Source organism: Pseudobutyrivibrio sp., from assembly GCF_017471675.1.
Lineage (GTDB): Bacteria > Bacillota > Clostridia > Lachnospirales > Lachnospiraceae > Pseudobutyrivibrio.
On the sequence record NZ_JAFUSK010000040.1, the window covers coordinates 1 to 20,897 of the forward strand.

Here is a 20,897-nt window from a genome sequence, read left to right on the forward strand (position 1 = left end):
ATAACACCTGTTGTACCGCAAACCTTTGAAAGCTCCTCTACGCACATGATGTATGTAAGAACATCACATCCCTGTCCGCCATACTCCTTTGGTACTGGAATACCCATGAAACCGTATTTCATCATCTTCTCTACGTTTTCACGTGGGAACTGTTCTGTCTCGTCAATTTCCTGAGCCACTGGCTTAACTTCATTCTGAGCGAAATCTCTGAATAACTGTCTAGCCATCTCATGCTTTTTATCTAATGTAAAATCCATGATCTGAATCTCCTTAATTTATTGATGTCACATTGCACTCTATGTTTACATGCTCCCGCAGGCCATCTCCCATACTTTCACTCCGGTGCAGTAGCTCCTCGCTCGGTATGGGGCCCTCCTGCTCGCGCTTGCCAAGGTTGAGAACAATGTGACTTATAATTTACATAAAGCCTTATATGGCTTATTTACGATTTACTGAGCATCTACTGCTGTCTTTGTGCGGTCTGCGTTGTATACGTAGAATCCCTTACCAGACTTAACACCAAGGTTACCACCACGAACCATCTTACGAAGAAGTGGGCAAGCACGATACTTGCTGTCACCTGTTTCGTTGTAAAGAACGTCCATGATTGCAAGGCAGATATCAAGACCGATGAAATCGCCAAGCTCAAGTGGTCCCATTGGGTGGTTAGCACCAAGCTTCATAGCAGCATCGATACCAGCGATATCAGAAACACCTTCCATCTTGATGAAAGCAGCTTCGTTAATCATTGGGATAAGGATACGGTTTACTACGAAACCAGCAGCCTCGTTAACCTGTACAGGAGTCTTACCGATTTCCTCAGAAATCTTCTTAATCTTCTCTACAGTCTCAACTGGTGTGTTAACACCTGCGATAACTTCAACAAGCTTCATTCTGTCAGCTGGGTTGAAGAAGTGCATACCGATCATTGGACGTGTAAGTCCGTTACCAATCTCTGTGATTGAAAGAGATGATGTGTTAGAAGCGAAGATGCAGTCAGCCTTTGCAATCTTGTCAAGCTCTGCAAATGTTGTCTTCTTAACTTCCATGTTCTCGAAAGCTGCCTCAACGATGAGGTCGCAATCTGCACAAAGATCTTCCTTAAGACCTGGTGTAATCTTAGCAAGGATAGCATCTACTGTAGCCTGCTCCATCTTGCCTTTCTCAACAAGTCTTGCATAACCCTTAGCAATCTTGTCCTTTCCACCTTCTGCCCACTCCTGCTTAATATCGCAGAGTGCTACTTCATAACCGTCAACCATTGCAAAAGCTTTTGCAATACCCTGGCCCATTGTACCAGCGCCAATTACGCCTACTTTCATTTTTATTCCTCCTGAATAATTTAGTCCGTGACAATTCCTCTATTCTTACATGCTCCCGCAGGCCATCTCCCATACTTTCGCTCCGGTGCGGTAGCTCCTCACTCGGTATGGTGCCCTCCTGCTCGCGCTTGCCTAGACTGAGAAATTGTCACTCACTTAATATTTATAATTTATAGAATAATTAAACTCTAAAACGTAGCCTTATGCTTCGTATTTCTCTGGGTTAAATTGTGGCCAAGGAAAGCCACAATTTAATCTGCTTTCAGCAGACAACTCATTTTGTGCTCCACACAAAATAAGTTGCCATTTACGAAAAGCATGAAGCTTTATGCTTCATACTTTTCTACGATAGTAGCGCAACCCATACCGCCACCGATGCAAAGAGTAGCAAGACCCTTCTTGTACTCTGGGTTGTGAATCATGTCGTAAAGTAATGTTACAAGGATACGAGCACCTGAAGCTCCAACTGGGTGACCAAGAGCGATAGCACCACCGTTTGGATTAAGCTTGTTAAGGTCGAAGCCAAGCTCCTTACCAACTGCTACTGACTGAGCAGCGAATGCTTCGTTTGCTTCGTAAACGTCAAGATCTTCGATTGTAAGACCAGCCTTAGCAAGAGCCTTCTTTGTTGCAGGAACAGGACCAACACCCATGATTTCTGGAGCGCATCCGCCAAGTGCACCAGCTACCCATGTAGCAAGTGGCTTAACACCAAGTTCCTTAGCCTTCTCCTCAGACATAACAACAAGTGCAGCTGCACCATCGTTGATACCTGAAGCATTACCAGCTGTAACAACTCCGTCTGGATAAAGAGCCTTAAGCTTAGCAAGACCTTCCATTGTTGTACCAGGTCTTGGGCCTTCATCTGTATCGAAAATAACTGTTTCTTTCTTCTTCTTGATTTCTACAGGAACGATTTCATCCTTGAATGCACCAGCTTCGATAGCCTTGCAAGCCTTGTTCTGAGAATTAACTGCGAACTCATCAAGCTCTTCTCTTGTAAGCTTCCACTGCTCAGCTACGTTATCAGCTGTCTTAATCATGTGGTAATCATTGTATGCATCCCAAAGAGCATCCTTAACCATTGTATCTACTAAAGCGCCCTGGCTGTTTGATGGCCATGTCATTCTGTAACCATAACGTCCGTTAGGAAGAGCGAATGGTGCAAGAGACATGTTCTCCATACCACCTGCTACAACAACATCAGCATCACCAGCGATGATCATCTGAGCTGCCTGGTTTACACAGTTAAGACCTGAACCGCAAACAACGTTTGTAGTAACTGCTGTTGTCTCATTTGGAAGACCAGCCTTGATAGCTGCCTGACGTGCAACGTTCTGTCCTAAACCTGCCTGGATAACGCAACCCATGTATACATGCTCTACGTCCTCTGGCTTGATTCCAGCTCTCTTAACTGCTTCCTTAATAACGATTGCACCAAGCTCTGGTGCAGGAATTGTGCTGAGTGATCCGCCCATTGTACCAATGGCTGTTCTACATGCACTAGCAATAACTACTTTTTTTCCCATGTTTTCTTTCTCCTTTTTCTAAGAAATACTTTTTGTTTCGACACTGTATTCCCTTTTTGGGGTTTCGTCATATTTAACAAATAAGGAAGTTCAAATCTGTTAATTTTTTAACGAGCCACCTCAAAAAAAAAGACTTTCCAATGCCGCCGATGGCTAAATTCTAACACAACCACATGTATAATTCAATTAAAGATTTTGTCAGCATTTATGTATATCGATAAGTTTTCTGAATTTTTGCATCCAATTTGCTCAATTCACACACTCCGCTCGTTAAAAAATTATCAAAAAACCTTGATTTTTCGTTGGCAAGGAAACCAAATCTATCAAGGACAGTTTCTCAATTGTGTCTTTTTAGGTGACAATTTGCATAAAATTCGCAATTTCGATATACCGTATTTACGCCTTAAACAGAAAAAGTTCTAGAGCCTTCGCCCTAGAACCCTACCGTCGTAAACCTATAACAATAAAAATTGCCACCCTTTTAATAATTATAGGTTGCAAATCCTGTTTGTTTTGCAATCACTAAAAAGCGATATCTACTGTCATTAATACAAGTTGAAAGTGTTACCAGTTTATCTTCTGCTGTCACCTGAACACCAGGCCTTACATGCTCTACACTTGATTTGGCATATCCTGATAAAGACATATTTATGAAGCTCTGCTTTCCAGCATCTGTATATGAAGGAAATGCAGATAAAATCAGCGCATTTGAATACTTAACTGTAGAATATATTTGGTAAGTATATACTCCTTCTGGTGTATAGATGTACATATCCTGATTCTGATTAAAGAAATCAGCATTATCAAAGCTATGCAGACTTCCAAAAGCTGACTTATTTTTCATGTTATGTCCGTATATTACTGTGTTAAAATCAGCAAAAGTTTTTGTATTGATTTTATTAGTATAAATAGCTCCTGGATATCCCTTACTACCATCAACATTTTTCATCAGGTAATAATCATCTTTAGCATTCTGAACTATTGGATAATTCACCTGTGTATTAGGAATATATATCCACGCATAAATATCAGGATTATATTCCTGTAATGCTGCAAAATCCACCTGATTATTGGCGTTGACAAGTGATAAGGTCTTGGTTTTAGCAGACGCTTCGCTACTACCTATTGGGGATATAAAAGTCCCTACAATGAAAAATAGTGCACATATTACACTAATAGCTCTTTTATGTCTCATAACTGCCCTCCTAACAAATATAATAGTTGTAATAACTATTATATATCATAGTTATTGTGGCAGCTATATCTATCAGTTAATTACATAAAAAGTTCATTATTATCACTCAACTCCAATTGTGAGGCTAAAATTTTTGTAGATATCTTTTAAATATTTCTCATTGTTGGAAGCAGCTAAAGCCATAGGAGCATATGCATCTCTTCCGCTGATATTAAACATATATGAATAATCTTTAAATCTCTTTTTGTAATCTGCAACAAAAGTAATGATACCATCCCATATGTCCTTTATGCCTTCTGGATTTGGTTCCGCTTTACCATAATATGGTTCAATATCTCCTGTAGCAGATACTTTAAAGCCTTTAAAAGATGGACTTGGAGATGATGTAAGCAACTCAAAAAACAGATTATATCCTAGATTTGGATTGTGTTTCTTCCATAAATCTCTGTTATCCATAGATGAATACAAATAGGACACCAGACTTTTATCAAGTATAAAAGTCTCACTCATATCAGGCTCAGAATTAAATACAGTATTGGTACCTGCGACGACACCTGTTAGTCTACAATCTATATTCCATTCCTTCTCAAATAGTGTCTTTAAAGCTACAAATCCACTACCTGCCCACCCTATATCTATGACAACTGCATTTGTTGAATCCCCAACAATTCTTCTATAATATTTACCAGCTAATTCAGTTTCCTTAGAATATATAGTAAGTATCTTAGCCCAATTTTTCTCTATAAAATCTTCGAATGTGTTGATATTGTCCGATGTTAAAAGATCATCCTTATCTAATTCAGATATTAGCTCTCCTAGCTCCATCTCTTTTAATATCTGAGAAAACGACTTTTTCTGCCCGATTTTGTGACGAACTAGCTTCCTAATGTAATCGTACTTCATATATTTAGCCGACCATTTAGCTGCCGCAATTCTTGATATTAACACATATTCTGTATTCTCATTTGAATATAGAAAATCATAAGCCTTCTTTAATATTTGCCCATCGCGGGACAAAAACAGAAGTTTATCGACAGAATTTTGCCTACAATACTCATGTATAAAATGGCAGTATCCAACTACAAATAATCCTCCATAAATAAAGCCATATTCTTGGTTCAAATTTAGTTTAGATATACCAGAATATAATCTATTGTTAATCACACCACGGTAAGCCCCACCTATAATTGGAGAAATATCATAAGAGCGATAAAGCAATGAGTTCCTATTAATATTGGAATAAAGATATGCATTAATTCCCGCTCTCCTAGCCTGAGTATAATCGCTATTCTCATTGTCTCCCACATGAATAATCTTAACATTCGGACCATAATTCTTCTTTTGATCCTCAATCATCTTAGCAAACAGCGTCCCCGTATATTTTGACTCTTGATATTCACAGGAAATGTATAAATCTTCATAACCACAGTAATTGCATTTTTCCAATATTTCCTGCATGACTCGAACCGGTAGATACATATCAGACGTAATTACTATGTGCTTACCAACACTCACTAGCCTTTCATATATTTGTTGCATATATCGGTTTGGATAGCATAATGATAGTTCCGTCTCTACCTCTGTTTTATAACCGTACTCTGCATTGATACCAGTCTTGATTTCTACTTCCTGCCATATTTCCTTTAGGTTCACTTCATAAGAACCATAATGCTTATACTTCTTATTTCTTGCTGCCACTTCGCACTCTATACGAATTCTCTTAAAATCAAGATATCCTAATTTTTCTCCAATTATATAGAACAAGTCTGTAGGCTCTGAAAATGGTCTAAATATCAATGTATCAAAAATATCAAATGATATCACATCATATTTCATTAGCTCACCTAACAGCTCTTCAATAGATGGGAGCTTCATCAATTGGGATTCTGGGATGCCTATTGATAACTTTTTACTTTCATATAAACTGCTTGGCTTATAATTTTCCAACCATTTGAACTGCAATATATAATAAGCAAAATTGAGCCAAAGTAAATATAGCCAGGATAATATTTTCCTAACACCCATTGTTCCATCATGGTATGAATGATATCGTTCTTTAATTCCTGGCTTTCTATTTACAAAAAAATTGTAGATGTTTAATTTCATGTTATTAAGCCCCCTGATGTAGTCAATGTTTTTTTCTAAATATACGTAATTATCTGCATTTCATAGCTATCCTATAACCGAAACAGAGTTGACAGAATTTGTCGACGGCATTATATTAATCTTAAAAGAAGCGCTTGATGATGGGCGTCTCACAGAACGCGAATATGAAGACTATATCGAACTTATTGATAAGTCTGCAAAACGCGTATTTAGTCGCTACAAAAATTTCAGAGAGCAGGTGATTTCTATGACAAAATCTTTAATAACTTTACCAAGTGAAAGATATGAGATTTATGAGAAACAATTGGCTGAGAAGGATATGCAGCTTTCCCAAAAAGATGCCATCTTGTCACAGCAAGAAGCTGAAATAGCGGCCCTTAAAAGACAGCTCGCAGAGGTTACAAACAAGTAACTTTCTTGGTTCCACCATTTGGTGGGACCTTTTTAGTTTCAAGAAAACATTGCCTTTATGTAAGGTATATTTTCTTCAATCCTTCTTCAAACATATCCACTGCTCTTTTTCCATTGTACCTATCCATTGATTTCCACCAAGTGTATGGGTACCCTGGATGCGATGTATATATCACCCTAGAATCCTCCACATATCTTCCATTTCCATGCTTATATGCTTCAGTCGCCGATACACTAGTAAACACTATGCACTTAGGATGCAGCGCTTCTATGACTTTGTCCACAATACTAACTGATTTAGCTTCCAATGTATTCCATGACATATAAGCATCATCTATGCTTCCAGTCTTGATTGCAGATTTGCACATGGATTCCCAAATATTCATGGCATTGTAGATTGCAGGCATCTGATAGAAATTCATGAAGGCAAAATATCTGTAGAGCTGTTTATCGTCGGCAGAAATACTCCTGATTTCACGCCCTAGCACTACCTCACTAAAAGACTTAACCACATTGTTAAATATCCCTACAGAATCTGCAGGATTACTTTGCATGTATTTTTCGATTACATCTCTAGTGTTAAATGATAGGCCATAGTCATCGGTTACATCAGGACATGGAGATGTCCACCAGTTGTCACAAAAGTACTTAAGGCTGTATTTATCTACAGCGTCAGGTGCATAAAGCTGGTTGATGTAGTGGCTTTCACCTATCTGCAAGATGCGGTGAGTGTCAAAATCTGCACCTATGAAAGGAGTGTATTCAGGGTGAAGTTGATAAAACTCAATATTTTCTGAATCGAAGGTCAAAACATCCATACAATTAACACCTACATTTTTCCAACAATTCCATTTTTATTCTTAATCATTAGGAATCTTCCTAGGCCAAACAGTAACACCGCCCATACCGTCAGCTTACCCCATGCGGTCCAGTGAGAAGGCAGATTATAAATCAAAGAATTTCTTACCAAATAAATTGACAGGAATATTGGATTATAAGTTAAAACCGAATGTAACCTTTCTGGCAAATGATCTATTGGTATAAACGCACCTGATACAAAGAACATCATAGTCATAAACACAGAATACAAATATGAAATATCAGCAAAATATACATAAGCAATTGCTAATATCTCGCCCATACCATTTACAACAATCACCGTCAACAATAATATTGGTATTAGCTGTACTGCCCTGAATGTAATTTTGATGTGAAAATACATCATAATTGGGATTAGAGCTATAGCCGAATAACACATTTCTTTAAAGGCTTCAAAGACTTTTTGAAAAATAAAAATTTCAATCGGTAATTGAGTCTTTGTAATGAACCCCTTATTATTAACCAAGCTATGCATTGCACCTGTTGTGGCATTTGTATAAAAATGTAGCATTGTGATACCTGTAAACACAAATATTGGGAAGTTATCAATCTTATGTATGATTACATTTTGATAATACACTGATAGAATCAACATATACAAAAATGGATTTATCACATTCCAAATAAAGCCTAGGTTTGTATCATCTATATTTCTTTTTTGCTCTTTAAAGCTTACTTGCCGTATCACAAAAAAATACTGCTTTATTTTTATTATTTCTTCTCCCATATCTGCCTTAATTCACACATTTAAACCATTTACAAAATGTTCAAATAATTCCACATCTTCTTTTGTTGTAATTTTAATATTACTCTGCTCACCATATGTATAAAATACTGTGTCGCCTAATGCATACATCAAACTGGTTGTATGCGGATCCACTATATCTAATAATTCGTTTTTACGCCCTCGATTATAAATATCTACTAAATACTCAAATCTAAAGCCATATGGACAAGCAATTTGTATAAATTCATCTCTATTGCAGTATTCACATGACGAATCGTCTGTTGTTCGTTTACTTATAAGCTGATAGCAAGGAGTAGCGGTTACAGCCATTCCCTTTTTTTCAGTCATGTCAATCACTGAATTCACAATTTTTTGGCTGGTAAACGGTGCTGCTCCGTATTGAATATATACAAAATCATCATCACATATTCCCTCTTGTAATAAATGATTTATACCATTAATAACCGATTTCTGAAAAGTATTCCCGCCTTCTACTACCCACTTAATTTTTGAAAAACCGTATTTTCTAATCATGTTTTTGCAATAAACAAGCCATTTATGATGACAAACTATTTCTATGCAATCAATCCTATTATTTTGCTCAAAAATATCCATTGTATACGCTAATATCGGTTTTCCACCAATTTCAATAAACTGTTTTGGTCTATCAGCACCTACTCTTGAGCCGACACCGCCTGCTAAAATCATAACCACATTCATCTTACGTTTCCACCAATACTATTTTTATGTATATCTTGTGCATGAATCAAATCTTCCACACTATTTACCTCTGCCCACTCGTCATTAGATATATCCCTATAATAAAGCTCAAACCTACGAAACATAATCATCTGTACCATTGCATCTTCCCAATACAAATCATACATATTATTCTGAATCATGGAATCGATTTCTCGCTTTAAGAGTCTGCTTGATACAGGATCCAATTTAATCACGCCACAATATTTAACACTGCTGTTAACCAGCCCTCTTGACATAGTTACGATTTTATCTTCTTTTATCATCGCATTATAAGAATCTTCTTTATTTGCTGTTTTATCTATAAATACATATGGATAATCAGTGTCACTGATTATATATTTCTCCATAATTGAATCAGCAAAAACCATATCTCCGTGTAAAATAGTAACATTTTCTCTTTCTAGGTACTCCCGTGCGAACCATAACGAAGAAATTGAATTTGTAACATCATAAAATGGATTTTGTACAAATATTACATTATCATCTTCTAATTCCTTCTTTACATTGCCAAACATATAACCAACAATAACAACTATTTCCGCATTTTTATCATATTTTCTTATTCCTCTAACTAATCGTTGAATTACTGAAGTATTTTCATCTAATTTATAACTAGTTTTTGGGTAATTAAGTGTAATAGATTGCAAGAATTTTCCTTTTCCAGCCGCTGGAATTATATAAGTCACAAATTATTCCTCCTCATACATTTCTATTGCTATTTTTGAATATTCATATGCATATCGATACCATAGTTCTTTATTCTCACCTACCATTTGTCCTTTTGACTCTTTTAACATTGTCCAATGTAAATAAAACCAGCCTGTTATTGCTATGTATGCGTAAAAATGTTTTTTCTGAATCTCATTAGGTTTATGTCCAAAGTAAGTAAATAAAATACGGTCAACATCATCTTGAGAGTGTTGCCCACCACATATATACGAACCTATATCAAATCCAGGGTCACCATATCCTCCATATTCCCAATCGATAAGATAGATGTTTTCTTTATTTATTAAGAAATTCACATCCCTTGCATCACCATGAATATTGCATTTACGTATACCATCATTTTTAGTTAGATTATCCAATTTGTATATTCTTTCTCTAATTTCATTAAATTTATCAAACCTGCCATATTCTTCCAGAGGAATTTGTTTCTTAATTCCTTCAGCTTTCTTAATAACATCAAAATTGCATCTAACTTTACAGGACACTGAATGTAAATCCCTTAATAGCATAATAGCTCTAACCATATGATTTAAATTGTGGTAATCAAAGTCAAAATGTTCTATATATCTTCCTATGCGCCAGCCATCATCAACATCCATAGCCACAAGTGTAGTGTCAATCCCTGCATTACCGACAACATATTGCATTATGGTCTCTCTACTTCTATCAACAAGTGCGTCTGACCCCAATCCAGGATGTCTATAAATATATTTTCCACCATTATACCTAAATGACATTACTATGTTGGTCATACCAGCTTGAACAGGTAAAAGCTCCTCTATTTCATCATTTTTACACGAAAAAACATGACATATGTTTTCAATTATCACATTACGTTCTTTATCTTTTAGCACCCCACCTGTTGTTATTACATCTGACATAAATGCCCTCCATTCTATATAAACTCATTTTTCTCTAAATAGGCAGTTATAATATCTACCGCCTCTTTTACTGTCATTTTTTCTGTATCAATTGTGATATGACTATTTTGAGGGATTTGGAAAGTATCATCAGCTCCATTTAAGTTTTTGATTTTTCCTCGTTTCGCTTTATCGTAATATCCTTTAACGTCGCGCTTAGCACATTCCTCATAAGAACATTTTACATACACTTCTATATATCCCGAAGGAAACACTTCTTTCACCATCTCGCGTTGTTTTTCATATGCCCCTACTTGTGTAACAATTACAGATATATTGTTACTTAGAAGGTAATCAAAAACAACGCACACAACCTTTTCACATTTTATCCTCTCCTCGTATGTATAACCAAAGATTCCGCCCATTTTATCTCTTATATCATCACCATCAATAAATTGATAGTTCTGTATATTTCGACTATTAAGTTCATTTTCCAAAGCTGAAGCAATAGTAGTTTTTCCGCTTCCACTAGTACCAATAAAATATAATAAAAATTTTTTCATAACACATTATCTCCCAAAATACACAAAGTAATTATCAAATTCATATTTTTCCTTTCACAAAAAACACCCAATGCAAAGCTTTTCATACTTCACATTGGGTGTTAGAAATCCCTTTATATTTTATTTTCATAATCCTCAAGCGTGTGATAAATCTTAACCACTTCAACTATATCATCCTTTATTCTGTAAAGCATAATATAATTGTGCCGCCTGAAATGTATCTTCCTAAGCTTTCGTCTTGCAAGCTCTGGTTCATCACATATCTTTATGCTGCCTGCATTGTTTTCAAGAGCAGCGATAGTCTCATCGTAATCGTCCGCAACAGCAAGTGCTGCTTCCACATTCATTAAATGATTTACTATATATGCTAAATAATCCTTGAACTGTTCCTTTGCCTCAGGTACTACCACTACTCTGTAGCTAATCATATACACAGTTCCTTTCTAATATCAACTAATGCTTCGTGTGCATCTTGATAATTCCCCATGTTTGCCTGTTCTATTCCTCTATCTAATGACTCCAAGAATTCGGCTTTTGTCTCTGGTTTAAATGGATTACTATATATATCATCAGCTAATGTGAGCCCTTGAATAAAACCTATTAGATAAGTAAGCTTAGCTTCAGGAATAAGATCAATCAGCTCCTTTGCTTTTTCACGATTACTCATGCTTTACCTCCTTGCACATAATCTTCACTAAATCAATAGAAAAGCTCATCACAATTCTTAATATAAATATATTATAACACGAAGATTGAAAAATTAAGAGCACAATCCAATGTAAAGTATGAAATTTTCAAGTTGCTATCACAAGGCAGCTAATCTTCCTGTTCTACTACAATATTTTCTGATTGAGCTGCTACTTTCTTCTGATATTCAGTTAGAATAAAATCCTTTATACGCTGACCGTTTTTTCCGTCGAAATGAGTGATATATTTATCAGCTATAGCATTACGTATATCGCACTTAGGATCATCTGCGTCGCGAATCATATTTAGGTAATTTACCATATCATTTGGCTGATAACACTTGTAATATGCCTCTATGATTTCAGGATGATTAATAGTAACCTCATAATCACCTTTGAAAAGTATTGCGATTGGTTTTCGTGTACATAACGCAGATATAGTAGTTCCGCTACCAACTTCCATCATCATTGCATCTGCAACTTGATATGAAACTGAATAATCAGGTCTTTCATCCCATACAATGTTTGGTGTGCTCAAAATATACCTTCTTAGTTGCTCTACATCTTTATCAGTCCATATACCGAAATTCTTCATATCTCTAACAAATACTGGATGCGGCCTAAAAATCAAAGCCATGTCATCGTTATTATCAAAAAATTCAAATACTGCTTTCGCATATATATCAAATGACACGCTAAAACTTTTATCCCATTCGTGATCAAGCAACCATAAAATTATTTTTTTGCCGTAAATCTTAGACCAATCCGCTGGTATGTCTTTGTTAGATGATATTTTTTCATATATACAATCAAATTTAGGATTACCTAAATTTCTAACTAAATTTTCACCAACCTTATTTTTTTGACAAATGTCGTACAATATCTGATCCGTAATCATACAGTCTACTTTTAAGTCTTCTAGTCTCCTCACTGTTCGAAGCAAATGACTTTCTGTATCATACTCATTTAATAAGATAGATACTGGCATAAATGCTAAAACAACTGAATTTAACCTATATAATTGAATCAAATTTTTAGGATATTCAAACATTTGATTAGTTCCTGCAAATATTATAATTTGCGGCCTATCTATCTCTACATTCCAATCGTTTTTATAACAAAAATTAATTTCTTCCCGATTAAGTATTTTTTCTAATTCAAAATCATTATCAAAATAAATTATTACTTTAAAATCTATCCCTCTCATTCCAATAAATGACTCAGCTAGAGTCTTCATACAATTCCAAAAATATCCACCTTTGCCACCCCAATATACAGCCCTTACCTTTATTTTTTTTGGCAGTATTCTAGATAACGCACATTTATCTCGGTAGAGCTTTCCAAATACAGCTATACCATCTCGTTCAAATCTTTCAACTCGATCATCATCATGGAAATCATATCTTATAGAATCAATTAATACTTTATAATCTAAATCATAAACAACAATGTTTACACCTCGAAGATTCAGTGCATAATCTTTATCATTAATTACTATTTTGCACTCATTCCCAGTTTTCCAGCTCTTACTGGATATTAAAAGTTTGGTATTACCGTCTATAGTTAGTGTCGTCTCTATATTTTGCTCTGGAACTTTCGCCCCTATATCCGCTAATACTTTCCCCTTATTTATGATTCCTATATATGTATGCCATAGAGACTTGTCAAAATTTGTAAATCCAAGATTTTTAAGCAATGAAATGGTAGTAGCTGAAATCAAGTTACCTGGCGTATCCTTTACCGCCGCAACTATTAGGTACTTATGCTTCATGTTATTCAGCGTATGAAGGTATTCATCGACACTTTTCATTTTTGAAAAAGGTGCAATATCATAATTGATATTTGTTCTATCACTCATTGTTTAACTATCCTTTCTTTTAATAAAAATAATCCCAATGTAAAGTTCAACCTCATACTTTACATTGGGATTTTCATTTCAAAATATTCAGATTTAACCAAACAATCTCTCGAACCACTCTCGCTCTATCTCGTAGCACTTATTCAATATATCAAATCTGACTTAATCTGGACCTGAGTTAGGATAGGTGGCGAATTCTTATCCTTTGGCATAAATTAATTCTCCATTTTCAATATCGTCAGCTATCTTGCTTGTATATTTTTTATTGGACTGGAAATATATAATATCATAGCTTTGTGAGAAATCATCAAACTGATATAATTTCCTAGTGAATTCTCTATATGTTTTTGAAGATAAGCACTTTGCCTTTGGCTTAGAGCCATAAACAGCTATATCCACATCAGAATCCTTTTTACATTTATTTGTTATACTAGAACCAAACAAAATAATCTTATCAATCGAATCACATGTTGAAGCTGCATCAATGATATTTTCAACACATTCCTGCTTGATATCTGCTACTTTAAAAGATTTACCACGCGCTTGCATTTTAATAACTTTACACATAATGCACCTCCTATGTTCATGGTAACATCTTAAAAATACCATGTAAAGTATGAAATTTTCAATGTTCAAATGGTATAACTACTTTTGTCTCATAATCATTTTTCTAAGACTTCTAGGAATACTTGTTACTGCTCTTCCTATCTTAAATGACTTCGACTTCCAAGTTTCAGCTAACCGCCATCGTGCATCATCTCTTTCACTTCTCAAAATTGAAATTTCTCTTTTTAAATTTTCCATTTCCTCCGAGGTTACATATCTTTCTTCTCCCGAAAAATGACTATATAAAAATTCATTTTCTTCGAGTAAATCCTCATAATCCTTAAGTGACAAGCTTCCCCCTACTTCCTCTGGCAAGCCATAATACTTTGATAATGATGCTATATGCTGATCCATCGTTGTAAGTCCTGTATGATTTTTCCAATATGTATCTAGCAGTGAAGGGGAATCTATTATTCTCTTTAATTTTTCGATGAACTGTGCTTCATTACCATTTTCAAATCTAAAAATTTCCGAATCACAAAGTTCACTTGCTCCCCCAGCATCACTACATAGGATTGGAATTCCGTTAGCTACCATTTCTATCGCTACCTGCGGCAAATTATCTTCCCACAATACTGGTATAATTCCCAAATTTGCATTCCGTAAAATACTAGGTAAATCAGAATGCCGATATCCATGTACTATCTTTATGTCATTAAATGCGTCTAGTTTACTTTCTATAGACTTATCCTTACCATTTGTTGTGGTGGTTAGAATAAGATTTATCCTCTTAGCATAGTCAGTTTCCAACCGCGACAATGCATTTAATAGGAAAGGATATCCCTTTTCTACATAGCCCAAATCTGAACCAAGATAGACTATAGTGAAATAATCTCTAACAGGATTAGATGATTTTCCGATTTGATACCCCGCTATCTTTGTACCAATGTAATCAATACTCAAGATGTTATTATCTATTCCATTCTCAATAGCAATGTCTTTTACCCTCTTTGAAACCGCTAAAACATAATCAAAGTTTTCATTTATAGCCTCCGTTGCCCTGACTGTAAACTCTGTAAAAGTTGTAGCTGGTCTTTTAGTATTAATATCTCCCAATCCTAATGCATCAAGCCACCCATATTCATCATATTTATAGGCATCCTGCACTGGATACTGACCACGTTTTATAATCTCTACTTCTATATTTTTAAATGTATTTCTATCTATACATTTATCACATCTCACTGAATCTTTTTTTGCATCGCAGATACGTTTCTCTTTTCTATCAAAGTAAAATCCAGTCATGCAAAAAGGAATATAATTATGAATTGAATAAATAAATTTTGTCTGACTATATTTTTTCTTTAAATCGAACACATCTAACGACAAGCCTTCAATATTATTAAAATGTACCGCCAGGAAAGGCCCATTCTCCTCCATAAAACTATCTATAACTTTTCGCAATTTATCATTACTAAATGTTATTTCCGGATTCATAAAACACATATCTATTGGTGCTGGTATAGGAGAATTAACAACTTCAAAGCTTCTTAATCTTTCTCCAAAAATATTATCCGTTTGTCTTATAAAGGTATCATTTACCGATACATCATAAGCCCATCCACTACTAAGGAAATAAATCTGAATATCTGGACGTTTTCTCAGTAAAGTTTGAATTAGATTTTTGCAGTAAATAGTTACACCGCCACCAACACTACCAGGATTATCAAATGGAACCCAATTGTATATTAATACTTTCCCTTGAGAAGGAATTAGGTCATATAATGGAGACCGATATTTAAAATAATTCTTTTGATCCCATATATTAAAATCATCAATAATAACATCCTGCTTCAGATTGTTAAGCATTTTTCTCATATAGGGGCGAACGGAATCTTTATATCGTATGTATGACTTTTCCTGGGTTAATCCAATAAGATACATTAATGCTCTTGCATATGCAAATTTCAATGTCTCCTCGTCAGCATGATTACACTTATCTATGGCATCTAAATTATCAATCATCCTTTCCATAGGAAGTTTCAAGTTGTACTCATTTGAAGAAGATGCCGAATTTGTTTTCCTGTAACAATAATAAGGTCGCCTAGTCCATTTAATGCTCTTTGCCAAACATAAAGTTTCAAAAAAGAACGGATTATCGACCCAACCTCCGCCTTCAACCTCTTTAAACTTAATGCCATTACTTAAAATGAAATCTCTTCGATATATACCAGACCAAATTGATGGATGCCCCCAAAGGATCTGAGGATACTCAGATAAATAAAATTTTTCTATAACATCTGGCATTTCTTTTCGCTCACGATTTACAACTTTTGTTACAGTTCCATCGTTTTCATCATAGCAATCCCAAAAGTTTCCCTTTACAACATCAACAGTTCCATCATCAGTCAGTGCATATAAGTCCTCATACATTTTAGGTACAATATAATCATCACTTTCTACAATACCTATATATTCTCCTTTAGCCAATTCAAAGCCTCTATTCATAGTATTTCCGTAGCCTGAATTTTCTTTATGTACAACAGAGAATCTGCCGTCTTTCTTAACAAAAGTATCAATAATCTCACTTGAAGCATCTGTTGAACCGTCATCCATACAAATAACTTCTATATCCCTTAAAGTCTGTTTTCTAATACTTTCCAGACATTGACATAGGTACTTTTCGACATTACATATTGGTACAATAATTGATATTTTAGGTGTATTGTTTATCATTATTTCTCACTATTCCCTTCGAAGTTTTCTTTCTACCAATCTCCAACTAATGGCAGTTCTATATTTACTAATTGGCATCGAGACTAACTTTACATGATTTTTACGTGTATCTAATTTTCTCAGCCACTGGATTCCACGCAAAAAGTCTCTCATTCCTATAATTACCATATATTCATTTAAATAATCTTCTTGAACATGATAAGATGTTATCTGAGTCTTCCAGTTAAACAATAATTTTTTTGGTTCTGAAATATATCCATACATCTCATTCACAAACAATGTATTCCTAGTATCGTAATATAGCATCACAGGGTTCATTTTCTTCTCCCATGTCTCATGCCATACCTGAACACCCTCAATAATAATCGGAACTTCGCCGCAACGTAGTCCGTACTCAACATCATCACAGTGAATGAAAAAGGGCATCACATCATTGTCTTTAACAAAGCTATAGGGATAACAACAGAACCACCAACCGCCATAATCAGCATCAATGTCATAATTGACCTTACCAGGTTGATATGTGCCATCACTGATGTCACGCAGGAATTCAACATGCTGTATATCTCCACCATTCCATTTCTCAGCTGCTGTCCATTGAATTGTAGGATTATCTTTATCAATCATCCTCCCTGCCACTGGACGTTTCTTGTATATTTCTTCTTCTGTCCTCAAGAAATCAAACAGAATATAGAAACAACTATTTTCAAAACTAACATCATCGTCCATAAAAATTACATGTGTGAATTCATTATCGTATTTACGGATTTCTTCAATTCCCCTTTGAAATCCTCCTGACCCACCTGTATTAGGATTGTGAAACAGATGAACAAATGGATTGGAATCCATATTAATTTCAGATGCATTATCCACAATAAAGATATCCAACTTGCCATAATATTCTTCTTCTAAATCATCAAAAAACTTTGACTGTAGTAGTTGAGAAATATTATGCTTTAGTTGGTCTTCACGTTTGTAGGTGCAAATATTTAAAGCCAAATGTACTCTATTTTTTAATTTTGTCACAACTCCCCCTGCCACTCTTCCTTAGGCTTTCCAATTAATTTTTTAAATTAAAAGTTTTGGTAATAAGTAGATAGAATCATCTAAATAGATGTGGTTTTAAGACACATAACCCTCTCTCCGCCATAACCTTATTCCCCAATACAATAATGCTCTTGCATTGATTATATTTTAAGTAATATGGATGGATAAATCAATAGCTATAGCCACCATTTAACAACTATTTTCTCTATTTAAAACAGTCATAGCTCGCACATGTTACAAAACAGCCCTAGGATTAAATATATCCTAGGGCTGTCTTCATTTATTCATCTTCAATATGATATAGTCTTACATAATCTCCAAACTCAGGTAATGTAAGCCAATACAATCCATCGTGATTGTTTGATGTTGCTATGATTCCTTTCCCTACCAATCTTTCTTTGTAGGTATTAAATGTAGTTGATTTCATCTTTTCCATTGACATACTTTTCAAAATACCAATAACCTAATAATTGATAAGCAAATGCGTAACCTTTTGTTTTCTTAGCAAGTCTTATCCCCGTCAACCTTTAGTATCCAACCTTATTTTTAGCAAACCTTTAGTATTACAATAATGCTCTGCATTCAGAGTTATTACTACTTGTTTCTGAATATAAAAGAAGCTCTAGCACAAAAGTCGTGCTAGAGCCTATAGAATCAACTTCAACAATTAACAAATTCCATTAATTTCTTAACCTTAGTTATACACCTATTTGATAAAAAGAATCTATCTAAATGCCGTTTTGAATAATTGTGTCCTGCATCAAGTGAAATGCTACGTAATTGCTCGGTAAAAAATTGTTCCCAGCTATCATATATTTTGCTTTCTGCATAATCATATGTTTCTTCCAATATTCCATTAGGGACATTGAATATGTTGGACTTTAGTAATAAGTACTCAAATGATTCTGGAGCATAAATAATGCAATTATTCTTATATTCAGAAATTGTTCTCATCATCTTCTGCATATCTGCACCAAAAGCCGCCCCATCAACAATCCCCAGCACTGTCTTTCCCTCATTTGCATATCTTTTCATCTGATTATGCATTTTTGTCTTTCCACTACTAGACACACAAGCACATTGAAAGAGTTCATCAAAAAATTCATATCCAGAATTTGTATCCTCTGTGATAACCACATCAGGTGTGACATTAGTAGGCGTATCTAAATTATAAATATTATATATTGATTGATACACTAGATTAGGCTTGATATATTTTTGACTTTCTCTATCTTCACGAATCTCATATATTTCATTAATACTATACGCCAACTGTGGAAGGCTATCTCTATAAACGATTACATAATAATTATCTGAGTGATGTAAGCATTTTGCAAATTCTTCTGTCTTAATAAATGGCATGTTCTCTTCAACAAAAATAATGCTATCTTTAGTATTAATGATAAAATCCTGCCATCTTTCATTCGGGAGCACATAACATTTTCTATCACAATTAAGCACTATTCCCGAGCTATTACCAAGCCTGGAATAATCAGCAATCATATTAATCAGCGTTGTTTTTCCCGTTGCACTGTTACCTTGTATTATAGTAATATTTCTTTTCACCTCAAATTGATAATGAAGTTTGTTGTTGTATATTTCTATAGAATATTTTCCTCTCATATTCTCTCCTAGATTAGATTATTATCAATTATTTCAGCATCTAGTTCAGACCTGTTTCTAACTAGCTTACCTGTATTTTTTACTATAATTTCAAAGTCTCCATCTCCAAAATCCATAAAATACCCAAGCCTGATAGTAACATCCTTAACTTTTCCTATTTCTAAAAGCCATTTGGCACAATTATCGCCACATGCAGAAGCATTGAAAATATGATTCAAATCGTTATTAATCAATATAAGAGTTTTCACTCCACCTGATAATTCCTTTTGGGAAATAGGCCCAAGTACTGGACTCTCTATAAGATGAGGTCCTATAACCTCTGACTTATCAACATCTTTGATCATCTTAATAGAAAGCTTGTCTGTTATCCACTCATCTTCATAAGTATTATTAAAAAAGGTATCTGGGTCAAATATGTAGTTTTGTTCTTCTATTTCACCATATATAATATTGAGCATATTAATCCCCTTGTATTTTTTCTTTTTAAATATAATAACATAGTTTCAATTAATTTTATGCTATTGTTAAAAAAAACCTTCTCACAATGAGAAGGCTTACAGTTTTTTCACTATATCATTTTCCTTATACTTAAAAACCAATAATCCTACCAAAAACATTCCTACTCCCCAAATGACCATAAGCTTCAGTTCCTGCACATCTACACTGCCTTCAAGCACGCAACGTCTTGCTATATTAGGGTAAAAATACAAAGGATTTAACCTGGTAATTTCGTGCAAGCTTTCTGGATATCTTTCTATTGGAATGTACACTGCCACCATGTGCACCAAAAGAACTATGAAGTTTCTCCATAGGAACTTTATATCTTTATAAAATACATAAATTGTAGCTAGTATAAACGAAACGCCAATCGAAAATAGCATTTCAAAAAATACATCCACCACAAATATAATAACTGTCCAATTCAATCTAACCCTAAACACCGCAAGCACAATAAGTAATGCTATACATGAAAATCCAAGATTAACTAACGCTGTGTAATCTCTGGACAATACAAAAATCTCTCTAGGGAGTTTGGTCTTTTGAAATAGATTTTTGTTATCTTCGAATGCCGTCATACTAGTAGTGGTTGCCGTATTGAACATTGACCACAGTGTAAACCCTGTAACATAATACACTGGATACATAGTCCTATTTGTGGAAAATCCGCTAAACACTATGCTCATTACAATCATAAATAACAACGGATTTAGTACAGACCATATGATACCAAGGAATGATCTTGCATATTTTCTAGTAATCTCTCTAGCTGTTAACTGACGGATTACAAATATATATTGTCTTATACCATAGTTCATAA

At 34.7% G+C, this 20,897-nt stretch carries 22 protein-coding genes; 1 reads left to right on the top strand and 21 read right to left on the bottom strand.

The genetic code is table 11. From position 1 onward, the window contains the following. The 5 genes from IJ535_RS07045 to IJ535_RS07065 all read right to left on the bottom strand — a co-directional run. Positions 1-257, bottom strand: a 257-nt coding sequence (locus tag IJ535_RS07045) for an acyl-CoA dehydrogenase family protein (RefSeq protein WP_294300564.1), incomplete at its 3' end; no start/stop codon positions are given. Positions 258-449: 192 nt separating this feature from the next. Next, entirely contained in the window at positions 450-1,322 is an 873-nt protein-coding gene (locus IJ535_RS07050; protein ID WP_294294084.1) for a 3-hydroxyacyl-CoA dehydrogenase family protein, read from the bottom strand. Between the two features lie 326 nt (positions 1,323-1,648). Next, positions 1,649-2,851 carry an acetyl-CoA C-acetyltransferase gene (locus tag IJ535_RS07055; protein ID WP_294300567.1) on the bottom strand — a complete coding sequence of 401 codons (1,203 nt, stop codon included), beginning with the start codon at positions 2,849-2,851 and terminating at the stop codon, positions 1,649-1,651. A 481-nt stretch (positions 2,852-3,332) separates the two neighbouring features. Further along, entirely contained in the window at positions 3,333-4,046 is a 714-nt protein-coding gene (locus tag IJ535_RS07060) for a class B sortase (RefSeq protein ID WP_294300570.1), read from the bottom strand. A 102-nt stretch (positions 4,047-4,148) separates the two neighbouring features. Then, on the bottom strand, positions 4,149-6,152 hold the full coding sequence (locus IJ535_RS07065) for an HAD family hydrolase (protein WP_294300572.1): 2,004 nt from the start codon (positions 6,150-6,152) through the stop codon (positions 4,149-4,151). A gap of 88 nt (positions 6,153-6,240) precedes the next feature. On the opposite strand from IJ535_RS07065, the gene IJ535_RS07070 reads away from it, so the two are divergent. Beyond that, entirely contained in the window at positions 6,241-6,564 is a 324-nt protein-coding gene (locus IJ535_RS07070) for a hypothetical protein (RefSeq protein ID WP_294300575.1), read from the top strand. A gap of 55 nt (positions 6,565-6,619) precedes the next feature. Here the strand turns inward: IJ535_RS07070 and IJ535_RS07075 are convergent, their stop codons facing one another. From IJ535_RS07075 to IJ535_RS07150, 16 genes are all read right to left on the bottom strand, one after another. Next, on the bottom strand, positions 6,620-7,381 hold the full coding sequence (locus IJ535_RS07075; protein ID WP_294300579.1) for a hypothetical protein: 762 nt from the start codon (positions 7,379-7,381) through the stop codon (positions 6,620-6,622). A gap of 11 nt (positions 7,382-7,392) precedes the next feature. After that, positions 7,393-8,169: an ABC transporter permease gene (locus IJ535_RS07080; RefSeq protein WP_294300583.1), complete on the bottom strand. Its 777-nt coding sequence runs from the start codon at positions 8,167-8,169 to the stop codon at positions 7,393-7,395. Between the two features lie 12 nt (positions 8,170-8,181). Further along, positions 8,182-8,889, bottom strand: coding sequence for an IspD/TarI family cytidylyltransferase (locus IJ535_RS07085; RefSeq protein WP_294300585.1), 708 nt, complete (start codon positions 8,887-8,889; stop codon positions 8,182-8,184). Next, entirely contained in the window at positions 8,886-9,617 is a 732-nt protein-coding gene (locus IJ535_RS07090; RefSeq protein WP_294294107.1) for a phosphocholine cytidylyltransferase family protein, read from the bottom strand. The genes IJ535_RS07085 and IJ535_RS07090 overlap by 4 nt, the downstream gene beginning before the upstream one ends. A 3-nt stretch (positions 9,618-9,620) precedes the next feature. Beyond that, positions 9,621-10,541, bottom strand: a complete 921-nt coding sequence (locus tag IJ535_RS07095; protein ID WP_294300588.1) for a phosphotransferase — start codon at positions 10,539-10,541, stop codon at positions 9,621-9,623. Positions 10,542-10,555: 14 nt separating this feature from the next. After that, positions 10,556-11,083 (bottom strand): adenylyl-sulfate kinase, encoded by a 528-nt coding sequence (gene cysC / locus IJ535_RS07100; protein WP_294294113.1) that lies wholly within the window; start codon positions 11,081-11,083, stop codon positions 10,556-10,558. Positions 11,084-11,196: 113 nt separating this feature from the next. After that, positions 11,197-11,511, bottom strand: coding sequence for a type II toxin-antitoxin system RelE/ParE family toxin (locus IJ535_RS07105; protein WP_294294116.1), 315 nt, complete (start codon positions 11,509-11,511; stop codon positions 11,197-11,199). Beyond that, the gene (locus IJ535_RS07110; RefSeq protein WP_294300593.1) at positions 11,508-11,750 is read right to left on the bottom strand and encodes a hypothetical protein; all 243 of its coding nucleotides are present in this window, start codon (positions 11,748-11,750) and stop codon (positions 11,508-11,510) included. The genes IJ535_RS07105 and IJ535_RS07110 overlap by 4 nt, the downstream gene beginning before the upstream one ends. A 149-nt stretch (positions 11,751-11,899) precedes the next feature. Next, positions 11,900-13,627 carry a hypothetical protein gene (locus tag IJ535_RS07115; RefSeq protein WP_294300596.1) on the bottom strand — a complete coding sequence of 576 codons (1,728 nt, stop codon included), beginning with the start codon at positions 13,625-13,627 and terminating at the stop codon, positions 11,900-11,902. A 198-nt stretch (positions 13,628-13,825) separates the two neighbouring features. Next, positions 13,826-14,194, bottom strand: coding sequence for a nucleotidyltransferase domain-containing protein (locus IJ535_RS07120; protein WP_294300599.1), 369 nt, complete (start codon positions 14,192-14,194; stop codon positions 13,826-13,828). A 78-nt stretch (positions 14,195-14,272) separates the two neighbouring features. After that, complete coding sequence (locus IJ535_RS07125; RefSeq protein WP_294300601.1) at positions 14,273-16,909, bottom strand: glycosyltransferase; 2,637 nt, start codon at positions 16,907-16,909, stop codon at positions 14,273-14,275. A gap of 9 nt (positions 16,910-16,918) precedes the next feature. Continuing rightward, entirely contained in the window at positions 16,919-17,935 is a 1,017-nt protein-coding gene (locus IJ535_RS07130; protein WP_294300604.1) for a glycosyltransferase, read from the bottom strand. Between the two features lie 301 nt (positions 17,936-18,236). Next, positions 18,237-18,392 carry a hypothetical protein gene (locus tag IJ535_RS07135; RefSeq protein WP_294300606.1) on the bottom strand — a complete coding sequence of 52 codons (156 nt, stop codon included), beginning with the start codon at positions 18,390-18,392 and terminating at the stop codon, positions 18,237-18,239. Positions 18,393-18,616: 224 nt separating this feature from the next. Then, complete coding sequence (locus IJ535_RS07140) at positions 18,617-19,579, bottom strand: ATP-binding protein (protein WP_294300609.1); 963 nt, start codon at positions 19,577-19,579, stop codon at positions 18,617-18,619. A gap of 8 nt (positions 19,580-19,587) precedes the next feature. Beyond that, a complete protein-coding gene (locus IJ535_RS07145) occupies positions 19,588-20,037 on the bottom strand; it encodes a DUF4869 domain-containing protein (RefSeq protein WP_294300612.1) in 450 nt (149 codons plus the stop codon). A 96-nt stretch (positions 20,038-20,133) separates the two neighbouring features. Continuing rightward, entirely contained in the window at positions 20,134-20,895 is a 762-nt protein-coding gene (locus IJ535_RS07150; RefSeq protein ID WP_294300614.1) for an ABC transporter permease, read from the bottom strand. Positions 20,896-20,897: the final 2 nt, after the last annotated feature.

Excerpts from the sequence above, each read along its gene's own strand:
- IJ535_RS07050 (WP_294294084.1), bottom strand. The coding sequence starts at position 1,322 with ATGAAAGTAGGCGTAATTGGCGCTGGTACAATGGGCCAGGGTATTGCA.
- IJ535_RS07055 (WP_294300567.1), bottom strand. The coding sequence starts at position 2,851 with ATGGGAAAAAAAGTAGTTATTGCTAGTGCATGTAGAACAGCCATTGGT.
- IJ535_RS07060 (WP_294300570.1), bottom strand. The coding sequence starts at position 4,046 with ATGAGACATAAAAGAGCTATTAGTGTAATATGTGCACTATTTTTCATT.
- IJ535_RS07065 (WP_294300572.1), bottom strand. The coding sequence starts at position 6,152 with ATGAAATTAAACATCTACAATTTTTTTGTAAATAGAAAGCCAGGAATT.
- IJ535_RS07075 (WP_294300579.1), bottom strand. The coding sequence starts at position 7,381 with ATGGATGTTTTGACCTTCGATTCAGAAAATATTGAGTTTTATCAACTT.
- IJ535_RS07080 (WP_294300583.1), bottom strand. The coding sequence starts at position 8,169 with ATGGGAGAAGAAATAATAAAAATAAAGCAGTATTTTTTTGTGATACGG.
- IJ535_RS07085 (WP_294300585.1), bottom strand. The coding sequence starts at position 8,889 with ATGAATGTGGTTATGATTTTAGCAGGCGGTGTCGGCTCAAGAGTAGGT.
- IJ535_RS07095 (WP_294300588.1), bottom strand. The coding sequence starts at position 10,541 with ATGTCAGATGTAATAACAACAGGTGGGGTGCTAAAAGATAAAGAACGT.
- cysC (WP_294294113.1), bottom strand. The coding sequence starts at position 11,083 with ATGAAAAAATTTTTATTATATTTTATTGGTACTAGTGGAAGCGGAAAA.
- IJ535_RS07105 (WP_294294116.1), bottom strand. The coding sequence starts at position 11,511 with ATGATTAGCTACAGAGTAGTGGTAGTACCTGAGGCAAAGGAACAGTTC.
- IJ535_RS07110 (WP_294300593.1), bottom strand. The coding sequence starts at position 11,750 with ATGAGTAATCGTGAAAAAGCAAAGGAGCTGATTGATCTTATTCCTGAA.
- IJ535_RS07115 (WP_294300596.1), bottom strand. The coding sequence starts at position 13,627 with ATGAGTGATAGAACAAATATCAATTATGATATTGCACCTTTTTCAAAA.
- IJ535_RS07120 (WP_294300599.1), bottom strand. The coding sequence starts at position 14,194 with ATGTGTAAAGTTATTAAAATGCAAGCGCGTGGTAAATCTTTTAAAGTA.
- IJ535_RS07125 (WP_294300601.1), bottom strand. The coding sequence starts at position 16,909 with ATGATAAACAATACACCTAAAATATCAATTATTGTACCAATATGTAAT.
- IJ535_RS07135 (WP_294300606.1), bottom strand. The coding sequence starts at position 18,392 with ATGGAAAAGATGAAATCAACTACATTTAATACCTACAAAGAAAGATTG.
- IJ535_RS07140 (WP_294300609.1), bottom strand. The coding sequence starts at position 19,579 with ATGAGAGGAAAATATTCTATAGAAATATACAACAACAAACTTCATTAT.
- IJ535_RS07145 (WP_294300612.1), bottom strand. The coding sequence starts at position 20,037 with ATGCTCAATATTATATATGGTGAAATAGAAGAACAAAACTACATATTT.
- IJ535_RS07150 (WP_294300614.1), bottom strand. The coding sequence starts at position 20,895 with ATGAACTATGGTATAAGACAATATATATTTGTAATCCGTCAGTTAACA.